Origin of the sequence: Arsenicibacter rosenii (assembly GCF_001870735.1) — a bacterium.
Classification (GTDB): domain Bacteria; phylum Bacteroidota; class Bacteroidia; order Cytophagales; family Spirosomataceae; genus Arsenicibacter; species Arsenicibacter rosenii.
Genome location: NZ_MORL01000009.1, coordinates 54,141 through 78,669 on the forward strand (window position 1 = coordinate 54,141; position 24,529 = coordinate 78,669).

21 protein-coding genes are annotated in these 24,529 nt (G+C 50.2%); 11 read left to right on the forward strand and 10 right to left on the reverse strand.

The window, feature by feature from the left end:
* The first annotated feature begins 36 nt into the window (after nt 1-36).
* On the forward strand, nt 37-1,653 hold the full coding sequence (locus BLX24_RS17145; RefSeq protein WP_071504409.1) for an ArnT family glycosyltransferase: 1,617 nt from the start codon (nt 37-39) through the stop codon (nt 1,651-1,653).
* Between the two features lie 96 nt (nt 1,654-1,749).
* On the opposite strand, the gene BLX24_RS17150 is transcribed toward BLX24_RS17145, so the two are convergent.
* Nucleotides 1,750-2,718 carry a KpsF/GutQ family sugar-phosphate isomerase gene (locus tag BLX24_RS17150; RefSeq protein WP_071504410.1) on the reverse strand — a complete coding sequence of 323 codons (969 nt, stop codon included), beginning with the start codon at nt 2,716-2,718 and terminating at the stop codon, nt 1,750-1,752.
* A 268-nt stretch (nt 2,719-2,986) separates the two neighbouring features.
* On the opposite strand from BLX24_RS17150, the gene recQ reads away from it, so the two are divergent.
* The 3 genes from recQ (at nt 2,987) to BLX24_RS17165 (ending at nt 7,917) form a co-directional block, all read left to right on the forward strand.
* The gene (gene recQ, locus BLX24_RS17155; RefSeq protein ID WP_071504411.1) at nt 2,987-5,197 is read left to right on the forward strand and encodes a DNA helicase RecQ; all 2,211 of its coding nucleotides are present in this window, start codon (nt 2,987-2,989) and stop codon (nt 5,195-5,197) included.
* Between the two features lie 88 nt (nt 5,198-5,285).
* Nucleotides 5,286-6,572, forward strand: a complete 1,287-nt coding sequence (purD, locus tag BLX24_RS17160; RefSeq protein WP_071504412.1) for a phosphoribosylamine--glycine ligase — start codon at nt 5,286-5,288, stop codon at nt 6,570-6,572.
* 76 nt (nt 6,573-6,648) lie between these two features.
* Entirely contained in the window at nt 6,649-7,917 is a 1,269-nt protein-coding gene (locus BLX24_RS17165) for a PSP1 domain-containing protein (RefSeq protein ID WP_083422031.1), read from the forward strand.
* Between the two features lie 51 nt (nt 7,918-7,968).
* On the opposite strand, the gene purQ is transcribed toward BLX24_RS17165, so the two are convergent.
* Entirely contained in the window at nt 7,969-8,655 is a 687-nt protein-coding gene (gene purQ / locus BLX24_RS17170; RefSeq protein ID WP_071504414.1) for a phosphoribosylformylglycinamidine synthase subunit PurQ, read from the reverse strand.
* A gap of 108 nt (nt 8,656-8,763) precedes the next feature.
* Between purQ and BLX24_RS17175 the strand changes: the two genes are divergently transcribed.
* The 6 genes from BLX24_RS17175 (at nt 8,764) to BLX24_RS17200 (ending at nt 14,660) form a co-directional block, all read left to right on the forward strand.
* Complete coding sequence (locus BLX24_RS17175; protein ID WP_071504415.1) at nt 8,764-9,600, forward strand: hypothetical protein; 837 nt, start codon at nt 8,764-8,766, stop codon at nt 9,598-9,600.
* A gap of 333 nt (nt 9,601-9,933) precedes the next feature.
* Nucleotides 9,934-10,533: a ferritin-like domain-containing protein gene (locus tag BLX24_RS17180; protein ID WP_310590787.1), complete on the forward strand. Its 600-nt coding sequence runs from the start codon at nt 9,934-9,936 to the stop codon at nt 10,531-10,533.
* 14 nt (nt 10,534-10,547) lie between these two features.
* Nucleotides 10,548-11,318, forward strand: a complete 771-nt coding sequence (locus BLX24_RS17185) for a ferritin-like domain-containing protein (protein WP_071504417.1) — start codon at nt 10,548-10,550, stop codon at nt 11,316-11,318.
* A gap of 96 nt (nt 11,319-11,414) precedes the next feature.
* Entirely contained in the window at nt 11,415-11,807 is a 393-nt protein-coding gene (locus tag BLX24_RS17190) for a Dabb family protein (protein WP_071504418.1), read from the forward strand.
* A 186-nt stretch (nt 11,808-11,993) separates the two neighbouring features.
* A complete protein-coding gene (locus BLX24_RS17195; RefSeq protein ID WP_071504419.1) occupies nt 11,994-13,133 on the forward strand; it encodes an FIST signal transduction protein in 1,140 nt (379 codons plus the stop codon).
* A 3-nt stretch (nt 13,134-13,136) separates the two neighbouring features.
* On the forward strand, nt 13,137-14,660 hold the full coding sequence (locus tag BLX24_RS17200) for an ATP-binding protein (protein ID WP_071504420.1): 1,524 nt from the start codon (nt 13,137-13,139) through the stop codon (nt 14,658-14,660).
* 73 nt (nt 14,661-14,733) lie between these two features.
* Here the strand turns inward: BLX24_RS17200 and BLX24_RS17205 are convergent, their stop codons facing one another.
* Together BLX24_RS17205 and bioA are read right to left on the reverse strand one after the other, a co-directional pair.
* Complete coding sequence (locus BLX24_RS17205; protein WP_071504421.1) at nt 14,734-16,008, reverse strand: PQQ-dependent sugar dehydrogenase; 1,275 nt, start codon at nt 16,006-16,008, stop codon at nt 14,734-14,736.
* 66 nt (nt 16,009-16,074) lie between these two features.
* Nucleotides 16,075-17,355, reverse strand: a complete 1,281-nt coding sequence (gene bioA / locus BLX24_RS17210) for an adenosylmethionine--8-amino-7-oxononanoate transaminase (RefSeq protein ID WP_071504422.1) — start codon at nt 17,353-17,355, stop codon at nt 16,075-16,077.
* A 303-nt stretch (nt 17,356-17,658) separates the two neighbouring features.
* Here bioA and BLX24_RS17215 point away from each other — a divergent pair, with 303 nt between their 5' ends.
* Entirely contained in the window at nt 17,659-18,657 is a 999-nt protein-coding gene (locus BLX24_RS17215) for a bifunctional heptose 7-phosphate kinase/heptose 1-phosphate adenyltransferase (protein WP_071504423.1), read from the forward strand.
* A gap of 38 nt (nt 18,658-18,695) precedes the next feature.
* Here BLX24_RS17215 and BLX24_RS17220 read toward each other — a convergent pair whose 3' ends face one another.
* The 6 genes from BLX24_RS17220 to BLX24_RS17245 all read right to left on the reverse strand — a co-directional run bounded on the left by BLX24_RS17220 (nt 18,696) and on the right by BLX24_RS17245 (nt 24,369).
* On the reverse strand, nt 18,696-20,066 hold the full coding sequence (locus BLX24_RS17220; RefSeq protein WP_083422032.1) for a M28 family peptidase: 1,371 nt from the start codon (nt 20,064-20,066) through the stop codon (nt 18,696-18,698).
* Between the two features lie 163 nt (nt 20,067-20,229).
* Nucleotides 20,230-21,636 (reverse strand): dihydrolipoyl dehydrogenase, encoded by a 1,407-nt coding sequence (gene lpdA, locus BLX24_RS17225; RefSeq protein ID WP_071504424.1) that lies wholly within the window; start codon nt 21,634-21,636, stop codon nt 20,230-20,232.
* A 150-nt stretch (nt 21,637-21,786) separates the two neighbouring features.
* Complete coding sequence (locus tag BLX24_RS17230; protein ID WP_071504425.1) at nt 21,787-22,464, reverse strand: alpha/beta hydrolase; 678 nt, start codon at nt 22,462-22,464, stop codon at nt 21,787-21,789.
* Between the two features lie 133 nt (nt 22,465-22,597).
* Entirely contained in the window at nt 22,598-22,990 is a 393-nt protein-coding gene (locus tag BLX24_RS17235; RefSeq protein ID WP_071504426.1) for an ExbD/TolR family protein, read from the reverse strand.
* Nucleotides 22,991-23,010: 20 nt separating this feature from the next.
* Complete coding sequence (locus BLX24_RS17240; RefSeq protein ID WP_071504427.1) at nt 23,011-23,718, reverse strand: MotA/TolQ/ExbB proton channel family protein; 708 nt, start codon at nt 23,716-23,718, stop codon at nt 23,011-23,013.
* 219 nt (nt 23,719-23,937) lie between these two features.
* A complete protein-coding gene (locus BLX24_RS17245) occupies nt 23,938-24,369 on the reverse strand; it encodes a hypothetical protein (protein WP_071504428.1) in 432 nt (143 codons plus the stop codon).
* Nucleotides 24,370-24,529 lie beyond the last annotated feature (160 nt).

The window sequence follows — 24,529 nt, forward strand, 5'->3', positions numbered from 1 at the left end:
ACTTTTGTCCTCCGGTACTGACGACGAGTCTTGTTCATGCAGAAAATAGACCCTAAATATTACCCTATCCTGCTGTTGGCACTGGGGTGCTTTTTTTATTTTCCCTTTCTGGGACGTGTTCACCTGTTCGACTGGGACGAGATTAACTTCGCCGAGTCGGCCCGGGAGATGCTCGTGAGCGGCAACTATACGCGGGTACAGATTAATTTTAAGCCTTTCTGGGAGAAGCCGCCCTTGTTTTTCTGGCTTCAGGCCACGGCCATGCACCTCTTTGGCGTCGGGGAATATGCTGCGCGCTTCCCAAATGCCGTTATGGGTGTTATTACCCTGCTTACGATCTTTTTTATCGGTCGGCGGCTGGTCGATGCCCGCTTCGGACTGCTGTGGGCGCTGGGCTACCTGGGGGCGGTTACTCCGCATTTTTACTTCAAAACGGCCATTATTGACCCCACATTTAACTACTTTATTTTTCTTGGGGTATGGTTTCTCTCGCAGCGAAAAGCCTGGCAGGCCGGACTATTCATCGGACTCGCCATCCTCACCAAAGGTCCCGTGGGTGCCTTATTACCAGGCCTTACGTTTTTGCTCTTCTGGGGATTACATCGGTTTAAGCCGGTTCTGAGCATCGGCCAGATGGTTACGATTGTATTGGTTGCCTTCGGCGTGGCTTCCTTCTGGTTCGGTCTTGAAGTCATGCAGCATGGCTGGTGGTTTATGAATGAGTTTATTGCCTATCAGATCAAGCTCTTTTCAACGCCCGACGCCGGTCACGCCCAGCCATTTTATTATCACTTCGTGGTTGTGTTACTGGGCTGTTTTCCGCTGTCAATTCTGGCCATTCGCTTTCTGGTTCCGAAAACCAGTGCGCTTACGAATCCGCAGGCCGCCGTTAACAGCGAAAGCTTCCGGTTATGGATGACGCTGCTGTTCTGGGTGGTTATGATTCTGTTCAGCATTGTCAAAACCAAAATTGTACACTATTCGTCAATGGCATGGCTACCGGTCTCGTATCTGGCGACTTACCACCTGTATCAGTACCTGACTAACCGGATTCGCTGGAGCCGCTGGACTACCGTTGGCTTACTGGTCATTGGCTGCATACTGGGCCTTGCCCTGACCCTTGCTCCCATCGTCGGGATGCACACTGACGCCATCATTCCGTATATCAAAGATCCGTTTGCCGCCGCCAACCTGCAGGCAAAGATGAACTGGCAGGGTTGGGAATGGCTGATCGGTGCGGTGTGGCTTCTGGCCCTGATTACGTTTATCGTACGGCTCCGCAGGCATACACAATCAGCGGCCATCGGGCTGTTTTTGTCGACCGCCGTATGTTTGTGGTTTTATCTGGCCAGTGTGGTGCCGAATATCGAAGAGTTTGTGCAGGGCACGGTGATCCGGTTCTATGAGTCGAAGCAGGGACAGGATGTTTATGTGGAGCCGATTGGCTATAAAAGTTATGCACAACTGTTTTATTTCCGGAAACAACCGCCGGTAAATCCGAAAACAGACGACGAGGATTACCTGCTGAATGGGCCCGTCGATAAACCAACGTTTCTGATCACGCGGCTGGATCGGGCCAAAGACTTCCGGCAGCATCCGAATCTGGAAATTATCAAGGAGGAAAACGGTTTTGTCTTCTTCCGCCGGAAATAAAAAAGCCCCCGCTCGGGGCTTTTTTATTGATTTGTTTTGGGCAACCACGTGGGGTTGCCCCTACATGATCCCTTCTTTGAACACGTGGGGTTGCCCCTACACGATCCCTTCTTTTAATAAGTCGTGCAGGTGGACAAATCCTTGCAGTATGCCATCGTCGACTACGACCAGTTGGGTAATGTTCCGCTCCTGCATGATCTCAAGGGCGCGTACGGCGTAATCGTCGGAGCAGACACAGACGGGCGAGACAGTCATAATGTCCTGCGCCACCAGCGTCCGGAAATCGTCGGTGCGGTTCAGCATCCGGCGGACGTCGCCATCGGTAATGATACCGGCCAGCGTACCATCAGCATGCAGGACAGCCGTAGCACCGAGTCGTTTCGACGAAATTTCAATAATCGCTTCCTTGACCGGCGTGGTTACCGACACGCTCGGACAGGCGTTATGCGGATAAATATCGGCCACTTTCAGATAAAGTTTTTTGCCTAAAGCGCCGCCCGGATGGTAGCGGGCGAAGTCTTGCCGGGTAAAATCACGCCCGACCAGCAGGCTAACCGCCAGGGCATCGCCGAGGGCAAGGGCAACCGTTGTACTCGTCGTCGGTGCCAGATCGAGTGGATCGGCTTCCCGCTCAGCATAGGCTTCGAGTACATAATCACTGTGGCAGGCCAGATACGATCCGGTATCGCTGACCATACCGATCAAAGGCACACCAGTACGCTTCAGCAACGGTACTAAGACCTTGATTTCCGGAGTATTACCGCTGCGCGAGATGGCAATTACAACGTCTCCGTCCTGAATCATGCCCAGATCACCATGAATCGCATCGGCAGCATGCATAAAGAGTGAAGGCGTCCCGGTAGAGTTTAGGGTAGCCACTATTTTCTGACCGATAATAGCGCTTTTGCCAATTCCTGTAACAACGACCCGGCCACTGATTGACAGGATCTTGTTTACACAATCATCGAAACGGTTATCGAGTCGCTCGGTGACTTTCCGGATAGCCTCGGCCTCATCAAGCAGTACCTGACGGGCAATTAATTGCGGATTTTTTAGTAGTTTCAAGTTCAAAATACGCGATTACAACCAAATTGCTTTGTAAATTCGCTACCCATTAACGGATAACAAACAAGAAATAAGATAAAAGATCAATCGGTTTTACATCTAAAAAAGAAAAAAGCGACTTGTTCACACTGATAAAAAAATGATTACATATCAGATTTTCAGGACGTCAGTTTTTCTTTTATCTTTCTTTTTATATCTTCAATCACAGACTAAGAACAAAGATACAGCGAAGACCATCAATCAGTAACTATTTGTACTTCGAGTGAGCATGATGCAGGTGGAGCAAACCATTCAGGTAACCCTCAAGGAACGTTTAAAAGAAATTTTCGGCTATAGCCAGTTCCGGGGCGACCAGGAAGCCATTATACATAATATCCTGGCCGGAAAGAATACATTCGTCATAATGCCAACCGGCGCAGGTAAATCCTTGTGCTACCAACTTCCTGCGATCGTTTGCGAAGGAACAGCCATTGTCATTTCCCCCCTGATTGCCCTGATGAAAAACCAGGTCGATCAACTCAACGCATTTGGTATTAACGCCCAGTTTCTGAACTCGACCCTGTCGAAGGCAGAAATGACCAAAGTAAAAAAAGATACCCTCAACGGCACCCTGAAGCTGCTGTACATTGCCCCGGAGTCGCTGACGAAGGAGGAAAACCTTGATTTCCTCAAAAAGGCAAATATTTCCTTTGTCGCGATTGATGAGGCACACTGTATCTCGGAATGGGGCCATGATTTCCGGCCGGAATACCGCAAAATCAGAGGTATTGTCGATAATATCGGGAATCTGCCGGTGATCGCCCTGACCGCTACCGCTACCCCAAAGGTTCAGCAGGATATCCAGCGGAATTTGCAGATGGAAGACGCCGACATTTACAAGACGTCGTTCAACCGCAAAAACCTCTATTACGAAATCAAGCCTAAGGTTGACGCGAAAAAAGCGCTCATCAAATACATCAAAAACAACAAGGGTAAGTCGGGAATCGTTTATTGTCTGAGCCGGAAAACGGTCGAAGACATCGCTGAAGTCCTGAATGTAAACGACATCAAGGCGCTTCCTTACCACGCCGGACTCGATTCGGGCACACGGATGGCCAATCAGGATGCTTTCCTGAATGAAGAAGCCGATGTGATTGTCGCTACCATTGCGTTCGGGATGGGTATCGACAAACCCGATGTCCGCTTTGTGATTCACTACGACGCCCCGAAATCGCTGGAAGGCTACTATCAGGAAACCGGTCGTGCCGGCCGCGACGGGCTCGAAGGGAACTGCATCATGTTCTACAGCTATGACGATATTGTTAAGCTCGAAAAGTTCAATAAAGACAAACCTGTTACCGAGCGCGACAATGCCAAGCACCTGCTGACAGAAATGGTATCGTATGCGAACCTGGGTACGTGCCGCCGCCGTCAGCTCCTGGGCTACTTTGGTGAGTATGTGGATAAGGATTGCGGTTTCTGCGATAACTGCCTGAAAGCAACGCCTAAGTTTAAGATTCAGGAAGAGGTTGTTCTGGCTCTGCGCACGGTTCTGTTAACAGACCAGCGTTTTGATGTTAACCACCTTGCCGATGTCCTGACTGCCACTGATAATCAATACATCACCAGCTACGAACACAATAAGCTTGATGTATATGGCCAGGGGAAAGACTTCTGTGAAACGCCGGATGGCTGGTGTTCAATCATCCGTCAGCTCACGATTCTGGGTTATATCGATAAGGATGTTGATAATTATGGGGTGCTGCGGGTATCCGAAAAAGGCCTGAAATACATTGAGGATCCTTATCCGGTTACACTTCATAAAGATCATACGTATGATCAGCAGGTTGCTGACGGTAAAGATGATGACGACAAGGACGTTGCTCCGACAGCCGGTGGGGTTGCCTATGACGAAGAGCTGCTTGGCTTACTGAAAGCCCTGCGGAAAAAAGTTGCCAAGGAAAAAAACCTGCCGCCTTACGTTATTTTTCAGGACCCTTCTCTGGAAGAAATGGCCACAACATACCCGAGCACACGGGAGGAAATGGCCCAGATCAACGGGGTGGGTATGGGCAAAGTCCAGAAGTTCGGCAAGCCCTTTATCGACCTGATCGCCAAATATGTGGCCGATAATGACATCGAAACGGCGAAGGATGTCGTCGTTAAGTCAACGGTCAATAAATCGAAGGTGAAGATTTTCATCATTCAGCAGATTGACCGCAAGGTTGATCTGGATGAAATTGCCGAAGCCAAAGACTTAAGTATGGAAGATCTGGTCGAAGAAATCGAGCACATCTGCTATTCAGGTACCCGGCTTAATCTGGACTATTATATCAATCAGATTATGGATGATGACCGTCAGGACGAAATCTATGATTACTTCATGGCGGCCGAAACCGATAACATTGCTGTAGCCATGCGCGAATTCGGGGGTGATGATTTTACGGAACAGGAACTTCGTCTGATGCGCATTAAATTCTTATCAGAAGTAGCAAATTAAACCAGGAAGCAGACAGGGGCATGTAGTAATCCGGTGCTGACGGCATTATGCACCGGCTCTTGTTCTCCCTGCCGGCTTTCATTCAGAAATGAATATACTTATACTTGGCTCGGGTGGCCGCGAACACACGTTTGCCTGGAAAATTGCCCAAAGCCCGCTTTGTGATAACCTGTTTGTTGCCCCGGGTAATGCCGGAACTGCTCAGGTAGCCACTAACCTTCCGATTGGCTATAATGATTTCGAGTCGATTGCTAACGCCGTTCGGGAACATACCATTGACCTGCTGATCGTCGGACCGGAAGAACCACTCGTTAAAGGCGTGGTTGATTTCTTACGTAAGCAAAGCGACCTTTCTGCGCTGCGTATTGTGGGTCCGGATGCAGCAGGCGCTCAACTAGAAGGCAGTAAAGACTTTTCTAAGCAGTTTATGGCTCGCTATGGCATTCCAACGGCCGCCAGCCAGACCTTTACCGCCGCTACCCTGGAAGAAGGCCTTGCTTACCTGGATACCCATTCATTACCCGTCGTACTGAAAGCCGATGGCCTGGCTGCCGGCAAGGGCGTGATTATTGCCGAAACCACCGAAGAAGCCAAAGCCACACTGAGCAGCATGCTGGAAGGCCATAAGTTTGGTGAAGCCGGTGCGAAGGTGGTGATCGAGCAGTTTTTACGGGGAATTGAGTTGTCTGTCTTTGTCTTATCAGACGGAGTCAATTATAAAATTCTGCCCGAAGCCAAAGACTACAAACGCATTGGCGAAGGCGATACCGGCCTGAATACAGGCGGTATGGGTGCTGTTTCGCCGGTCGTATTTGCCAACGAAAATTTCCTGCGTAAAGTCGAAGAAAAGGTAGTTCGCCCGACTCTGACCGGCCTTCAGCAGGAAGGAATCCGGTACGTAGGATTTATTTTTATTGGTTTAATGAACGTAAAAAGCGAACCTTACGTCATTGAATACAACGCGCGGATGGGCGACCCTGAAACCGAGGTAGTTCTGCCGCGTATTCAAAGTGATTTTGCCGAAATGATGGTAGCTGCTGCCGATGGTGAACTCGATAAACTATCGTTACAGGTTTCACCACAGACGGCCGTTACAACGGTGGTCGTTTCGGGAGGGTATCCGGAAGATTACGCAAAAGGGAAAGCCATTACCGAACTGAACCGGATCGAAGATGTTGTGGTATTCCATGCCGGAACAGCCATATCCGGCGACCAGGTCGTTACCAGCGGAGGACGCGTTCTGGCCCTGACCGGTCTGGCCAATTCGCTGGAAAATGCCATCCGGAAGTCGCAGGAAGCGGCCCGGATTGTTCAGTACGAAGGTAAATACTACCGTAGAGACATCGGACTGGACTTAATTCGTTACAATGATTAACGCCCGGCGTTCAGGATACGGAGCCTAACGAATTACCGTCTCCCGACCGCAAACGCGGGCTAAACAAGCAAAAAGTATGTCTTGCAAATCCTGTACAACAGGCGGATGCGGCTCCCGCAGCGGAGGCTCCTCATCAGCAGCGAACGGTACGGCCGTCGCAGGTTGCAGTAGCGGAGGATGCGGGACCGGAGGTGGTTGTAATAAGCTAAATTCGTTCGACTGGCTGAGCGACATGGTCTTACCTGTTACGCAGCGCTTTGATGTCGTCGAAATTAAATTTAAAGGAGGACGTAAAGAATATTTCCGAAACGTCCATCAACTGGATCTGACAACAGGTGACTTTGTTGTGGTGGAAATGGCCTCGGGGTATCACCTGGGTTCGGTTTCCCTACAGGGCGAACTTGTTCGGTTGCAGCTTAAGAAAAAGAGCCTTCAGATCACCGATGATATGAAGGTGATTCACCGGGTGGCCACACCTAAGGATCTTGAGAAGCACGAACAATCTATTGCCCGGGATCTGCCTTCGATGTACCGCGCCCGCGAAATTATTCGCGACCTGAACCTGAATATGAAATTATCAGACGTTGAATTTCAGTCTGATAACTCGAAAGCTACGTTTTACTATTCGTCGGAAGAACGCGTCGATTTCCGGGAGCTGATCAAGCTGCTGGCGGCGGAATTTAAAGTGCGGGTAGAAATGAGGCAGATCAGTCTGCGCCAGGAAGCCGGCCGCCTTGGCGGTATTGGTTCCTGCGGCCGTGAGCTATGCTGCTCTACGTGGCTGACGGATTTCAAAAACATTACGACCTCAGCGGCCCGCTACCAGAATCTGTCGCTGAACCCGGCAAAGCTGTCCGGTCAGTGTGGTCGTCTGAAATGCTGCCTGAATTACGAGCTGGATACGTATGTGGATGCACTGCGTGACATTCCGGCCGTTGACAAACCGCTGGAAACCACGAAGGGAAGGGCGTTTTTGCAGAAAACCGACATCTTCCGGAAAATCATGTGGTTTGGCTACAGCTCAGAGAGTACGTGGCACCCGTTACCGATTAGCCGGGTTCTGGAAATTCTGGACCTTAATGCGAAAGGCGTCATTCCGGAATCATTTGATGTACTGACCCCGGTTGCCGAGAAGAAAGAAGCAGCAACGCCGGCCGCGTTGAACAGCGATCTCGACAAACTGGATAAAAAGTACGCCATCAAGCAGGTACCGGCAGCGAAGAAGAAAAAAAAGAAGAAGAAAAAAGGCCCCGGTGAAACCGAAGCAGCTGTTTCTCAGCCAGCGGCACCTGCTCCTCAGACCGAGAAAAAACAACGTGGGCCCGGCAATCGCCGGCCATCATAAGCAGAAAAGCCAGCCCGAAAGAGCTGGCTTTTCTGCTTATATACCACCTGGCTATACTAAAACAGCTTTCAGCAACTGTTCCAGAATCAGACGGCCATCGGTGTTGCCTAAAGCAATATCAGCAGCCCGTTCAGGGTGCGGCATCATGCCGAATACATTCTTTGCTGCATTGCATACGCCAGCGATGTTATCCAGGCTACCGTTCGGGTTTGCCTCATCGGTAACGTTACCGAATTCATCACAGTACCGGAACAATACCTGCTCATGATCATTCAGTTGCTTCAGCGTATCAGCGTCGGCAAAATAACGGCCGTCGCCGTGTGCAACCGGAATTTTATAGGCTGATTTCTCCAGGCCGGCCGTCAACAGGGCGTCTTTCGATTCCGGCTTCAGATAAATGTTTTTGCAAACGTATTTCTGGCTTGTATTACGCAGTAATACGCCCGGAACCAGACGCGCTTCGGCCAGAATCTGAAACCCGTTGCAGATACCCATCAGATACCCGCCCCGGTTGGCGTGTGCGATCACTTCATTCATGATAGGTGAAAAACGAGCAACAGCACCCGTACGCAGATAGTCACCGTACGAAAAGCCGCCAGGCAGGATGATAAAATCACAGCCTTGCAGATCGTGGTCTTTGTGCCACAGTTTTACGACCTCCTGGTCCATTAATGTCAAAGCATCAACTGCGTCCTGATCGCAGTTTGAGCCGGGGAATACGACTACGCCGAATTTCATTAGGATATGAATTTGCCAATACAAAGATACGAAACAGAAGTCATTTTATCGCATTTGGGGATGTTGCGTTTCCTGCCTATCTTGGCCGTTTCTAAACCGTAACACCCCATGAAACTGCTTCAGCAACTGGCTTTTATCAGCTGCTTCTGGTTACTGACCACCCCGACTACATTTGCACAACGCTGGCGTTACTGGCAGGATGTACCCGGCACCTGGACCGTTGGTTTTGAAGCCGGAACGACCCGGTATGCCGGTGACATGAGCGAAGAAAAAGATATTTTCCGGTATCCCCGCCTTGGCGCAGAAGCCGGCCTCTCGGTAGCCCGCCGCATCGGTTACCGCTTCTCTGTGAGAGCCGATGCACGGGTGTATTACATTTGGGGTACGCAGAAACATACCCGCGTTTACTACAATAATCTTTCTTTTTTCAGCATTAATCCGGACGTCTGGATTGGCGGTAAGGTAGACCTCTGGCGGGTGGATGATCCGAATCATACCTACAATCCTTATTTACTGGCCGGTGCAGGCGTTACGTATCTCAACACCATGACAACTTATGAAGGATACTATGTTAAACTGCCGCGTTTCCATACCGAAGGTGTCAACTACAGCCGGTATCCGGGTATTATCCGGTACGGCATCGGTATTCCGTTTGATCTCGGCATGCGCACTAGAATTGCGATAGAAGGCACTTATACCCATGTCCTGAACGATTATCTCGACGATGTCAGCACTACATATCCGGACTTCTCCAAAGTTCACCCACTCGTGGCTGCCATTTCTGACAGGCGTTCGGAAATAGGACTGGCGCCCAACAAATCATTCGCCCAGCGCGGCAATCCATCGAAACGCGACGGGTATGCCGCACTTGCTATCCGACTGACTTATCAAGTAAATAGTTCTTCCTGGAATCGTTATCGAAACGGCTTACGCACACCCTTTTAAAAATATTTTTTAACAAGAATAACATACTGATTATAAGCATAATAAAGCGATACTTTGATCTCTATACCGTAATTACTTAATCCCGCTGGCTCGATATAAAAATCCATAATGCGCCGTTAAGCGTATTATTCTCAACTTCTCTGAAGAACAGAGCGGAAGTGCTCAACTTAACTATTACATTTCATGAAAAATTTCTTTGGTAAAAAATCAGCTCCAATTAACCCTGGAACTGTGCTACCTGTCCTGCCATTCTCCGGGAATCGGCGTCTTTTCCTGCAGTGGGCAGGTATGACCTCAGCAGCAGGCGTTCTTCTTAGCTCTTGTAAAAACGATATGCTCGGTCCTGACGGCGCAGCGCGTACCGGTATCGGTGCCGATGTCGACGTTAACCTGGGCTCAGGTGATGTAGGGATTCTGAACTATGCTTATGCTTTAGAGCAACTGGAAGCTACGTTCTACGAGCGTGTTGTAGCCAACCCTTACAGTGGTATGAGCGCTATGGAGCGCAGTATCCTGATGGACATCCGCGACCATGAAGTAGCACACCGTGAGTTCTTCAAGGCAGCGTTGGGTAGTGCAGCGATTCCTGCACTGGCGATTGACTTCCCTGGTGTTAATTTCAACAGCCGGGACAGCATTCTGCAAACGGCCCGTACATTCGAAGATTTAGGAGTTGCGGCTTACAACGGTGCCGGTCAGTTATTGGCTGACATGCGTAACCTGAATACAGCCGGCAAAATTGTATCGGTAGAAGCGCGTCACGCAGCCATTATTCGTGAACTTTTATCGCCTAACTCCCGCGCATTTGCAGGGGATGATGTGGTTGATCCGGCAACAGGCTTAGACAAAGCCATGAAACCGGGTGAAGTGGCACCAACAGCCCAGACATTTATCAAGCAAGGCCTGATCGCCAGCAATTTACCAACCATGTAATCCCTCAACAAACCATGAATCTCCAGAATATTCTTCACGAAATCGAGCAAGTTGATGGCGAAGTGTATGACCGTCTGAAGCACGTCACACGCCGTCACATGTTTTCTTCTATCACTAAAAAAGCGCTTAGCGTAGCCGCACCGGCGGTGATGGCAACTGCCCTGAACAAAGCTTATGCACAGTCAGGGAGCTCAGTAACCGATGTGCTGAACTTTGCGCTGACCCTGGAATATCTTGAAGCAGAATTTTACAATCGTGGTCTTGCGGCCGGCGGCTTAATCCCGGCTCAATACCGTGATCTGTTCGATCAGATCCGCAAACACGAAGATGCACACGTAGCGTTGCTGAGAGGCGCGTTAGGCAGTGCAGCCGTGGCAAAACCAAACTTTGACTTTACAGCGAAAGGTACGTTCCCGACTGTATTTACCAACTTCCAGACGTTCTCGGCAGTAGCTCAGGCGTTTGAAGATACAGGTGTACGGGCTTACAAAGGTCAAGCAGCCAACCTGATGTCGAACGATGCCGTACTGACTATCGCACTGCAGATTCACTCGGTAGAAGCACGCCATGCCGCACGGGTCCGGATGCTGAACAACGCCAAAGGCTGGATCGTTGGCATGGAAGGTTTCCCTGGCGCGGTTTACGCCGGTGAGCAGGCCGCCCGCGAGCGCGAAGTAAACGTTGCCGGACTGACGGGTCAGACCGAAATGAAAGTGTCGGAAGCTTTTGACGAACCGCTGACAAAAGAGCAGGTACTGGCCATCGCTACACCGTTTATAGCGTAGAAATAAGCCAATAAATACTTTTAGCGTCGGACCCTGATGGTTCCGGCGCTTTTTTTGTGGTTAATTGTATTGCCAACTCCTTATTAAACTTTATCTATGAAAAAATTACTGCTGCTGCTCTCTTTTGCAGTGTTCAGCTTAACAACGGCTATGGCCCAGAAACCAGGTAAAATGGAAAAAAAAGAACTCCAGCACGTCGTATTATTTAAATTTAAACCAGAAGCAACACCCGCAAAAGTGCAGGAAATCGTTGATGCGTTTAACGCCCTGCCCGGCAAAATCAGTGAAATCAAAAAATACCAGTGGGGCACCAATAACAGTCCTGAAAAACACGACAAAGGGCTGACCCACGCATTTATCCTGACATTCGACAGTGATAAAGACCGTGATACCTATCTGGTACATCCGGCCCACAAGGATTTCGGTAAGATTGTTGGTCCATGGCTGGCCGACGTAACGGTTGTCGACTTTTTTAATCAGGCAAAATAACCTGTCCGGAACATATAGCTCTGGTAACAGCCTGCTGGTCTTAATTCGTCCTAACATTAAGTTACTAAGACCAGCAGGTTGACAAGCTAAACTAACCGGATTTATTTTTTCTATGCAATAAGCTTTTTAACTTGTGAGCCTATTAACCACCCACCGTGTAAAGATAAATTTCGAAACCTTCAGTCCATGAAACTTAGCCAGTCGATCTATAACCATCAGGCATGGGCACCTTTTTCAGAAGCAACAGACTTTACCCCTGAGAAAGCTCAGCTTGTTTTAGCTTTCGGTGAACGACAGGTTCTGGAAAACACCCCGATCTATGAGAGCCTTCGGGAGCGCTTTCCCAACGCTTCGATTATTATCAACTCCACATCGGGTGAAATTCATCAGGACCGGGTTTATGACAATTCTGTGGTTGTTACGGCGGTTGAATTTGAAAAAACCATCATCCGGACCTGTGAAATTGATATCGAGAGCCATCCGGAAAGCTATGCGGCAGGCCTACAGGTGGCGCAGGCACTGAAAGCCCCCGATCTGGCTGGCATTTTTATTATTTCTGACGGTGGCGTTGTCAACGGCAGTGATCTGATCAACGGACTAAATCAATACCTGCAACATACGGTCCCGATCACCGGAGGGCTTGCCGGGGATGCCGACCGCTTCGAACGCACGCTGGTCGGCCTTGATCACGATCCGGTAGCGGGTAAAGTCGTTGGTGTAGGTTTCTACGGCGATAGCCTGAAAATAGGCCATGGCTCTATGGCCGGATGGGATGCGTTTGGACCCGAGCGGGCTGTTACACACTCAGAGTACAATGTTCTCTATCAGATTGGCGATAAACACGCGCTGGATCTTTACAAAGAGTATCTGGGCAAGTATGCCAAAGATCTGCCCGGCGCCGCCCTGCGGTTTCCGCTATCCATGCGGACGTCACCCGATGCCCCGCCGCTGGTCAGAACTATTCTGACGATTGATGAGGAGAAGAAAAGCATGACCTTTGCCGGTGACATGCCGGAGGGGGCCCTGGTACGTTTTATGACCGCTAATTTTGACCGGCTGGTTGATGCTTCGGCCGAAGCAGCACAAACCTCACTAACAGATTTCAACTTCACGCCGGAATTAGTCATTCTGATCAGTTGTGTAGGCCGCAAACTGGTTCTTGGCGAGCGCATTGACGAAGAGATTGAAGTCGCGCGCGATGTCTTTGGCCCGGCGCCAACGATTACAGGTTTTTATTCTTACGGCGAAATTGCGCCAATGGGCGTAAAAGAAGCCTGCGAGCTCCACAACCAAACCATGACCATTACCGTACTTGCCGAACTATAAACGATGGAAACACAAGGCCTGCACAAGCTTCTGACACGTCAGATCAACAAGTATTTAAGCAGCGATTGTCTTACAAATGAAGGCGTTCAGCAATTTATTAAGTCGGTTAATGAATCGTATAAAAATTTCGACCGTGACAAAGAGTTGTTTGAACATTCCTCTTATCTGAACGAGCGGGAGTATGCCGAAATCAATAAAAAACTGAAAGAGGAAATAAATCAGCGGAAGCAATCAGTCGAAAAGCTTGTTGAGGCCATCCACTCTATCGAAAAACCTGAAGATACACAGAGCCCGAACTTCAATTCAGAAAACCTGGTCGGTCTGGTAGAATACCTGCAGCAGCAGATCGAACACCGCAAAAAAATCGAAATCGAACTGCGGGCTGCTAAAGAAGAAGCTGAGAAGGCAACTCAGGCCAAATCAGACTTCCTGTCGATGATGAGCCACGAAATCCGGACGCCGCTCAATGGTATCGTCGGTATGACCTATCTGATGGCGCAGGAAGAAGTACCGCCCAATATTGCCGAAAACCTGAAAACACTACAGTTTTCGATTGAACACCTGCACGCGCTCATCAACGACATTCTTGATTTCAGTAAGATTGAGGCCGGTAAAGTTGAACTTGAAGCGACCTCGTTTGACCTCAAACAACTGGTGTCAAATATCAAGCAGGCTCATCAGTTAAAGGCCGCGGAAAATGGCGACCGCATCCGGCTGATGGTCGACGATGATATTCCTGAATCCGTCATCGGCGATTCGCTCCGGATCAGTCAGGTACTGTCTAACCTGGTATCGAATGCCATCAAATTTACCCACGATGGCACGATTACCATTGAGCTGTCGCTACAAAAGCAAACCGCTACCCATGCCGAAGTGTACATCTCGGTGAAGGATACCGGTATTGGTATTGCGCCGGAAAAGCACCAGAGCATCTTTGAGATGTTTACGCAGGCCAACTCAGCAACTACGCGGAAATTCGGCGGTACCGGCCTTGGCCTGGTTATTACGCGGCGGTTACTCGAAATGCACGGCAGCAGCATTCATCTGGAAAGCGAAGAAGGAAAAGGAGCCAAGTTCTATTTCACCATTAATTTTTCGATTGGTGCGAAACAGGAACAACCTACCCTGGTCCGGCGCGATCTGCTGGACGACCACAGCCTGAAAGGGGTGAAGGTGTTACTGGTTGAAGATTATCCGTTTAATGTCGAAGTAGCCGTGAAGTTCCTCACTAAATGGGGCGTCGATGTCGATGTTGCTGAGAACGGACAGATCGGTCTGGATAAATTCCTGGCCAATCCGTATGACATTATTCTGATGGACCTCCAGATGCCGGTCATGGACGGCTACACAGCGACCGAGCGTATCCGGGCCATCAACAAAACCATCCCGATTATTGCCCTTACGGCATCGGCTACGTTCAGTAATCACGACCGGGCAATTCTGTCGGGAATCAGTGATTACGTCACTAAGCCCTTCAATCCCAGAGATTTATTCCAGAAACTATTGCGCCACCGGCAGGCAGCCTGAGCGTAAACACCTATAACAGCAGCGCCCTGCTCCGGTACCGGAGCAGGGCGCTGCTGTCAGGAACGTATTCAATCTATTTTTTCTTTGGCAAGGCGGCCGTTGGTTTACCAGGCTGGTAGCTAATCCGGAAAATGGCCCCGTTCATATCATCCGACACATACAGCGAACCATCCGGCCCCTGTGCCAGTCCGCAGGGGCGGTGTTGCACCGGGCCGGTTGGCTTCACCAGATCGGTACCGGCAAAGTTATCGGCAAAAATTTCCCACTCGCCCGAGGGTTTGCCGTTTTTAAACGGCACAAACGCAACCAGATACCCTTTATGCAGCTCAGGCGACTGGCTGTGGAAGGCAATGAAGGCGCCGTTACGGTACTTTTCAGGAAACATTGTGCCGGTATAGAAAAGCAGTCCGTTCGGTCCCAAATGCGCAGGGAAGGCCGCAACAGGATTGATGGCTTTCTCACCAGCCGTTTTTTTGCCGTCTCCACCGTATTCAGGTGCCAGCATTTTCTTTTTTTGTTTGTGATCGTAGTAGATGTACGGCCACCCTGCATCGTCGCCCTCACGGACTTCATACATGGTTTCGGCCGGCAGTTCCTCGCTGTGTTTCGGAGTGTAGTACTGCGGATAAAAGTCATGAAACTTGCCCCGTCCGTGCTGCATCACAAACAGCGAATTCGTTTTTGTGTTCCAGTCGAGGCCCACTACGTTTTTCAGCCCTGAAGCAAAACGGATACCATTGGCGTAGGTTTGACCGGTTACGTTAGCCTTGAACCGCCAGATCGCCGCCGCCGAATCGAGCAGCGGACAAGGCATCATTCCTTTGCCTGTTCCCTGCTCACGACACGCATCGCTCCAGGAAGCCACGTTGACATAAACGTTGTTCTGGTTGTCAACCGCAATGGACTTTGACTCATCACGACCTTTGGCCAACAGCCCCGATACCAGCATTTCGGGCTGATCCGGTGCCATTACTTCTTCGCTGGCGTTAAGTTTATACCGATATACCGACGTGTTGGATGAGGTGTATAAATAGCCGTTTTTCAGGTAAATGCCCGTGCCCGGATAATCCCCGAAGCCGGTTCGTTCGTCGATCAGACCATCTTTATCCGTATCCCGGAGCCGGTAAATGCCTTTACCATCCTTTACTTTGGCCAGTTTTACATAAATATCACCCGTTTTACTGACAACCATGTGGCGGGCTGCACCAACGTCTTCGGCAATCAGTTTAGCCGTAAAACCAGCCGGTACTTTTACATCAGAGCCATCAATTTTCTTAGGTTTCTGAGGCCCTGCGGTCAGACAGAGCGGAGCCAGCGCAGCTGCCAGCCAGAAGAATGACTTATTCATGCTAAGGGTAAATCAATCAATCGGTTTTGTTTACATTCAGCATAAGCCGTTCACCGGCAAAAAATACTATAGCGTCCTGAGCAATTCCTCAACCTGTGCATACGCATACGCCAGTTGCCCGTTGGTTGTACAATAAGGAGGCATAAAATACAGCACATTTCCCAACGGGCGCATAATTACCCCCCGATCCAGCAAAAACTGGTAGGCATAATCACGGATGTTGCTGAAATACGATGTGCTTTCGCCCGTATTCAGGTCGAACGCCAGGATTGTACCCTGCTGCCGGATATTTGTCGCTGATCCATAGCCGGACAATTGGTCAATAAATGCGGTATGCTGCGCCGAAATCCGTTGGATATTTGCCAGTGTTTCATCCGACAACAGAATATCCAGACTAGCCAGCGAAGCGGTACAGGCTACCGGATTGGCCGTAAAAGAGTGTCCGTGGAAAAGCGTTTTGAATTTACTTTCTGATAAAAACGCCTCGTAAACCGCCTGCGTACAGGTTGTGATCCCCAGTGCCATCGTACCACCCGTCAGGCCTTTGGATAAACACATAAGGTCGGGTTGCTCCGTCAGGTAGTGCGAAGCAAACAGCTTCCCTGTCCGGCCAAAACCCGTCATCACCTCATCGGCAATTACCAGTGCCCCATGCCGGTGAGCGATTTTCATCAGTTGATCCAGCACCCCGAGCGTGTACATAATCATACCGCCCGCGCCCTGCACCAGTGGCTCGGCAATAAAAGCGGCCACCTCGTCGCTGAACAGCGCTTCGGCCTGCGCCAGCACGGCTGCTTCCTGACCCGGGACCGGTGTCGGCAGGTATTCTACGTCAAACAAAAACGGCACAAACGGAGCCGTGAAGGCACTCCTGCCCCCTACGGCCATCGCTCCGAACGTATCGCCATGATAAGCATCGTGAAACGCAATGACCTTACGCCGCGGCTTACCCAGATTATGCCAGTACTGAAAGGCCATTTTCAGGGCTACCTCTACGGCTGTTGAGCCGTTATCCGAGTAAAAAACTTTACGTTGATTGCCGGGCAGTACAGGCAGCAGCCGTTCTGCCAGCCGCACGGCAGGCTCGTGGGTAAAACCGGCAAAAATAACATGCTCGAGCTCGGTTAGCTGAGCCGCCACTTTCTCAGCGATATACGCATTGGCATGGCCGTGGATGCTGACCCACCACGACGAAACCATGTCCAGGTATTCCTGACCGTCTTCGCCGTATAAAACCGAGCCTTTGCCCCGGACAATCGGAATCGGTAGCGGAGCCGTCTGCATTTGGGTAAAAGGATGCCAGATCACGGCCTGATCACGTTGAGCTAACGAAGTATACTGTTCCATTTTATTCTGTTAGTAGTCAGATTTGTTTACCACCTGCATAACCGGATTTTTATCTCTTACGGGCCGGCTACATGGTCAATCTCTTTTCAATAAACAGCAGAGTATTTTTCTGCCTTCTGTGTAAATCCTGTCCTGAAAATTTACCGGCAAAGATACAACGCCGGCCACCAAATGACCATTCAGGAAGGAAGACTCAAAAATCCGCAGGTTCTTTTGTTAATTTGCAGAATAATTTCTCAATACAACGACACTCTTCATGACAATTACCGGAAGGGTGTCATCCAACCAATCAGCAGGTAACCTATGAATCCGGTTTTAGACATGACCGTGGATGAGTTATTTACAGCATTCGACTCACTACGTGTATTGATTATTGGCGATGTAATGCTCGATTCATACGTCTGGGGCAAAGTAGAGCGTATTTCACCGGAAGCGCCCGTGCCAGTAGTTAACGTGATAAACCGGGAACTGCGGCTGGGGGGCGCGGGCAATGTCTTATTAAATGTACAGGCCCTGGGCGCCGAAGCCATTATTTGCTCAGTCATTGGCACCGATGGTCCGGGCGACATGCTGATTGGTCAGCTCTGTGACCGCGGTTTAAACTGCGACGGGCTTATCCGGAGCGAATCACGCATCACGACCATTAAAGAACGTATCATTGCCGGATCGCAGCAGGTTGTCCGCGTTGATACGGAGACCGATAAGGCCATTACCGGAGCGGAACGCAGCCAGCTGATTGCGAAAGCAAAGGAGCTGATTCCGACCTGCCATGTTATTATTTTCGAAGATTACGATAAAGGGGTGCTGGGTAAAGAAGCTATTGCCGAAATCACGGCTTTTGCCAATGAGCACCATGTACCGACGGTGGTCGATCCGAAGAAGCGTAACTTCCTTGACTATCATTACACTACCTTGTTTAAGCCAAATCTGAAAGAGCTGCGTGAGGGCTTAAAGGTTGACTTTGACGTTGATAACGCCGACGAGTTTCAGGCTGTTGTCGCCCGGTTAAAAACGCAAATGAACGTAAAAGGAGCGCTGATTACCCTTTCTGAGCGCGGGGTATTCATTGATTTTAACGGAGAAAAGCACCATTTGCCTGCCCACCTGCGGCAGATCGCCGACGTTTCCGGCGCCGGCGATACCGTTATCAGTATTGCCGCCTGTTGCGTAGCCCTTCGTCAGCCGCCGCATATCATTGCCGGTTTGTCGAATCTCGGCGGTGGTCTGGTGTGTGAATCGTTGGGGGTTGTGCCGATTGATAAGGCCCTGCTCAAAGAAGAAGCCGCTCAGTTATGGGCATAAAAAAAGGCCATGGCAGTTGCCACGGCCTTTTTCTTTCTTTATAATCCGTATTTGTCCAGCAGATAAACCAGCGCAGCCATCGATGCGGCTCCTAATTCAAGTTCCCGCTTATTGACGGCCTCGAAGCGGTCAACAGCCGTGTGGTGAATATCGAAATACCGCTGCGAATCCGGCTTGAAGCCAAACAAGGCTGTGCCTTGCTGCGCCAGCGGCCCAATGTCTGCTCCGCCACCACCCGGACCGATTTCCTGCAGACCATATGGTGCCAGCAATTCCTTCCAGCCCATTACTTGCTTTTTCTGGCCGGCCGTACCCACAATGCCAAACCCCCGTGGCGTAAACCCGCCATTATCTGACTCGACAGCGGCCAGGTGCTTCTCATTATTTTTCTTTGCATAGTCGGCGTATCCGATGCCGCCACGCAGACCGTTTTCTTCGTTCATGAACATGACGGCCCGCAGTGTCCGCTTTGGTTTATAACCCAGTGCTTTGAGCACCCGCAGCACTTCGATGGACTGGACACAACCGGCACCGTCATCGTGAGCACCCTCGGCCAGATCCCACGAATCAAGATGCCCGCCCACCACGATGATTTCATCCGGCTTCTCGGTTCCCTTGATTTCACCGACTACATTATGCGACGGCGCATCCGGCAGGGATTCACAGTTCTGTTTAAAGAAAAACGTCAGCGCCGGATTTTCTTTCAGCAGCGAACTGAGCTTTTCTGCCCCGTTAGTACTGATGGCTGCCGTCGGAATCAGGGGAACACCTGTGCCGTAGCGCATACTGCCCGTGTGGGGTACGTCATCCAGTAAAGTCGTCATTGACCGGATAATGGCACCGACTGCGCCGAACTTAGCCGCAAACGTTGCTCCGTTGGCCCGCTGATCCACTGCCCCGCCGTAGGCCTCGAACGTATTAATTTTTGTAGGGTCCATCGGGCGGTTGAAGAACACAATTTTACCCTTAACGCCTGCCGTTCCCAGCTTCTCCAGTTCGGCTACATTTTTCACCTCCACCACCTGCGCTTCAATACCCTTTGGCGGCGTAGCGACAGAACCACCCAGGGCTGCTACCGGCACTACCAGCTTCTGCTTACCCGAGCGGATATAGGCTTCTTCCTTTGCCCCGCGTACCCAATGCGGCACCATTACATCCTGTAGAAACGCCCGGTCAAATCCCTCTTTTTCCATCAGCTCCTTTGACCAGACAACGGCTTTTTTAGCCCCCTCCGAACCACTCAGCCGCGGGCCAACCTGCTTGGTCAGTTCGCGAAGCCATTCGTAGGATTTACCGCGGGCCAGGGTTTCGTCGTAGATTTTCCGGATAAAGACCGAGTCGGCCTGTTGAGGTTGTGCCTGTGCCAGGCCTGCCGTCAGGCCCAGCAGCAGAGATAGAACGTTCTTCATGTCAGCGTTTTGATGAATGTTTCAGGTCGCACCAAGCGAAGCCGGAAAATACGGAAATTTAGGGGTTCCGCGCTGCTGACTACCGATAAATTGACATCTTGCTGCCTTAAAACGCGGAGAGGCAGCCCGATGGGCTGCCTCTCCGCGTTGGCTCCTGCTACCCTTACATGTGAATAGCGCGGTTTTCGGTGGCAGCCAGACAGGCTTCCTTGACCGCTTCGGTATAAGTCGGGTGAGCGTGTGAAGAACGGGCTACGTCTTCGGCAGACGCACGGAACTCCATCGCAATCACGGCTTCGGCAATCATATCAGCCGCGCGGGCACCAATTATGTGTACTCCCAGAATCTCGTCTGTCTCTTTGTCGGCTAATACTTTCACCAGACCATCGAGGTCCATACTGGCGCGGGCACGGCCCAGCGCTTTGTACGGGAACGAACCTACCTTATAGGCCTTTCCTTGTCCTTTCAGTTCTTCTTCGGTATAGCCAACGCTGGCCACTTCCGGCCATGTATACACAACGCCCGGAATCAGGTGGTAGTTAACGTGCGGCTTCTGACCGGCAATCGTTTCGGCTACATATACACCCTCTTCTTCTGCTTTGTGGGCCAGCATCGCACCACGGATTACATCACCGATGGCATAGATGTGCGGCACCCTGGTTTGCAGGTGGTCATTCACCTCTACCTTACCACGCGGATCCGTTGCCAGACCGGCAGCTTCCAGATTCAGACCATCCGTGTACGGACGACGGCCTACTGATACCAGACAGTAATCCCCTTCCAGGGTAATCTGCTCGCCTTTCGGGTTGTCGGCTTTTACCACCACGCCTTCGCCGGTGTTTTCTACGCTCGTTACCTTGTGGCTGAAATAGAAATCACAGCCAAGCTTTTTCACAGCTTTCTGCAATTCCTTACCCATCGTTTTGTCCATCGTCGGAATCATTGAATCCGCGAATTCAACAAACGATACTTTCGAGCCGATACGCGCATATACCGAACCAAGTTCGGCTCCGATAACTCCGGCACCGATTACGATCAGGTGTTTTGGAATTTCCTGGAGTTCCAGTGCTTCGGTTGAGGTAATCACCCGTTTTTTATCGATAGGCATCGACGGGAACGACGATGGTTTCGACCCCGTGGCGATGATAATGTTCTTACCCGTAATGGTTTTCGCCTCGCCTTCAGCCGGCGTCACCTTAATGGTATGCGCATCAACGAAGGAGCCGAGGCCCTGATGTACGTCGATTTTGTTTTTCTTCATCAGGAACTGAATTCCCTGTACATTGGCATCGACAACACCGCGCTTCCGCTTAATCATCTGGGCCAGGTCAACCTGGAGGTCATTCAGTTTAATTCCATGCTCAGCAAAGGTGTGAGCTGCGTTGTGGTAATGCTCCGATGAATCAAGTAATGCCTTTGACGGAATGCAACCTACGTTCAGGCAGGTACCACCCAGCGTTTTGTACTTCTCAATAATGGCCGTTTTCAAGCCTAATTGTGCAGAACGGATAGCGGCTACATAGCCACCCGGCCCGGAGCCGATTACGATAACGTCGTATTGCGTTTCCATGAAAACTAAATCTAATTAGTAGCGATATTGCGATAACAATACTTTTTGTAAGAACATTTCGCAGCCAGTCGATTGGCGGTACAAAGTTGGGGAGAAATCGTTGACAAACACCATGTGTTGCCTTTTTTTCCTGATATTCTCCCCATCACCTTACGCAGGCATAACAGCCTGCATAAATGCCTGAATCGGAGCCGCTACCTCGGCCGCGTGAAAAACGACCGAAAAATGATCACCGGCTACCTGTACATATGCCTCGTCGGGATATTTAACGACCGTATCCCGCCGTGCATGGATCCGTATATCCGGCGAAACCGTGAGCGCCGGTACGGGCGAAAATATCAGTTTCAGCTGTTGCCAGACATAGCGCCGGCTAAACGTCGGCAACCGGTCCAGCAAATATGTGTATAAAGCTCTGGATTCGTCGTGCGGGTACAGTTTTTTAAAGGTTTTATTGAGCCTGCGACCCTGGATAATGCCCAGATACGTCAGTATTTTCAGCAAAAACGGCTGCTGATAAGGCATCCGCACCTTCTTCGGATCCGTAAACGACCCGACCAGAATAGCCTTACAGCCGGTCTGCTGCTTCAGATGCATCCCGATCCAGCCGCCCATCGAATGGCCAATTACGATATCCCGCTCCCGAATGGCGTACTTCTGCGCCAGATACGCCGCATACCGGACAACGTCGGGTGCTTTGGTTGTAAATCCTGTAGAAAGCTCTTCCTGATTGGATATCCGGAGTGCCTGATGGGCTGGCAACAAAGGGGCCAGGGTATCAAAAATAGCCGGATCTTCCGTGTAGCCGGGAATAAAAACAATACGAACCACAGTAAATGATACTAGAATTGTGGGGTAAAGTAAATCAATTTGCCGGTTACGGCCACATTCGGACCTGTATCACTGCAATGCAAAAAGGCTTGTCCCTTCCGGAAACAAGCCTTTTCAGCGGAACCAATGCGGTCTATTTAGAGGTCGCCATGACCATTTTGATATTTAGTTTGGCACCCGTTTGCAGCACATCAACCAGGTCCTGCACCGTCAGTGATTTATCGAAACGCACCACCACGGTCGGTTCCTGAATACCAGCCATAATACTTTGCAGTTCGGCCTCCAGGTTCTCCGGAGACACCGGCTGCTTATCGATAAAGTACTGTTTGTTGGCATCAACCGACAACGTCACCTGCTTCTTACTCAGCTGCTGCGACGACGATGCTTTCGGCAACATCAGTTTAATGACATTGGGGTTGGCAACCGTCGAAATAATCAGGAAGAAGAGCAGCAGGAAGAACATAATATCGTTCAGAGACGATGTAGCTACTTCGGCCGCAAACTTATTTTTTCTGCGAATTTTCATACAATAAAAGAAAAGCCTGATTAACGCATCCGGACCGACTCCTGTGGTTTCTGCAATACTTCCAGAAACTCAAACGCGTTCATTTCGAGCTTCAGCGTAAATTTCTCGATCATCATGTTCAGCAGGTGATAGCCGGTATAGGCCACAACCCCGACGATCAGACCCGAACCCGACGTGATCATTTTTTCGTACAGACCACCGGCGATAATGCCTACGCTGATGTTGTCTGAGAGCGAAATATCGTAGAAAATCCGGATGATCCCCGAGATGGTACCGATAAAACCAAGCATCGGCGCAATACCCGCAATCAGACCCAGATAGCCCAGATTACGCTCGAGCCGGCCGATTTCGATCTGAGCCACCGTTTCGATAGTGCTCTCAATATCCTTGATGGGAGCACCGATCCGGCCAACGGCTTTCTCGAATACGCGGCCAATGGATGTACGCTGGTTTTTGCAAAACGACTCGGCCGACTTGATATTACCCTGCAATACCATGTCTTTTACGTTATCGACAAACCCTTCGTCGATACGTGTCTGGCCGCGAATCAGTAAAATACGCTCAATAATCAGATACAATGCCGCTAAAAACAGCAGCAAGATCGGAATCATCACCCAGCCCCCTTTGGCAGCTAAATCGAAAAGTTGCAAGCTTTGCGGTTGCGCGGCACCTGTAGCGGCCGCAGATGTAGCAGTGGTATCAACGGCTGGAACCTGAAGCAAAATCATCTGTTGAGAATTCGGAGTTTAGAACGACTTGATATACAGCATCTCGCTTGTAAACGAGTAGCCTCTGTTCAATATTGTTGCCAAAGATAACAAAGGCCGTTAAAACGACACGCCTACTCATGTCATTACGGCCTGTTATCGCACCAAAAATTAGGCAATACGCGTGGTTTGCCTTTCTGGCTTAACTCCGGAAAAGGGGATTTCGTTTAAAAACGGGGCTTATTTATAGCCGACAAAGACCATCGGGGTCGCACCGGCCTTATTTACGCGCAGGACCTTCCCGGTTGTTTCCATACCCGAACTGGTAAAGATCCGGTCTTGCTGGAAACTGCCGATGGCTTCTCCGTTTTGGGTCAGTTGAATGCTGTTATCCATCTGGCGGGAAAGCAATACGTTTTGCAGACTGATATCCTGCTTGTCAGGATAGTATTGGTGAAGAATGATGGTAATCTGGCTGTCAGACAGGGCTTTTACATCGGCTTTGGGCAACTGATCGGCAGACAGGGCTATACACCGGAAATCCAGAAAGCTATTGGTCTGGTAATTGCCTTTTACTTCGGTCGACAATGATGCATTGTCGGGCGTAATGTCCTTATCGGGCTGACAGCCCATAAACGCAATGGAAAGACCCAGAAGTAGTTCCTTTTTCATGGTTTCAACCCGGTTTAAATGACTGCCGAAAGTTAACAGATACCTGTTTTGTTGATACAGTATTAAGCATTTTTAACACCTCAGACTGTCAATCAGATACAATAGCATGCCTTGCCGGTATAATGACCCCGATTCCGGTCCGGAGGTTTGAATGGCGGGT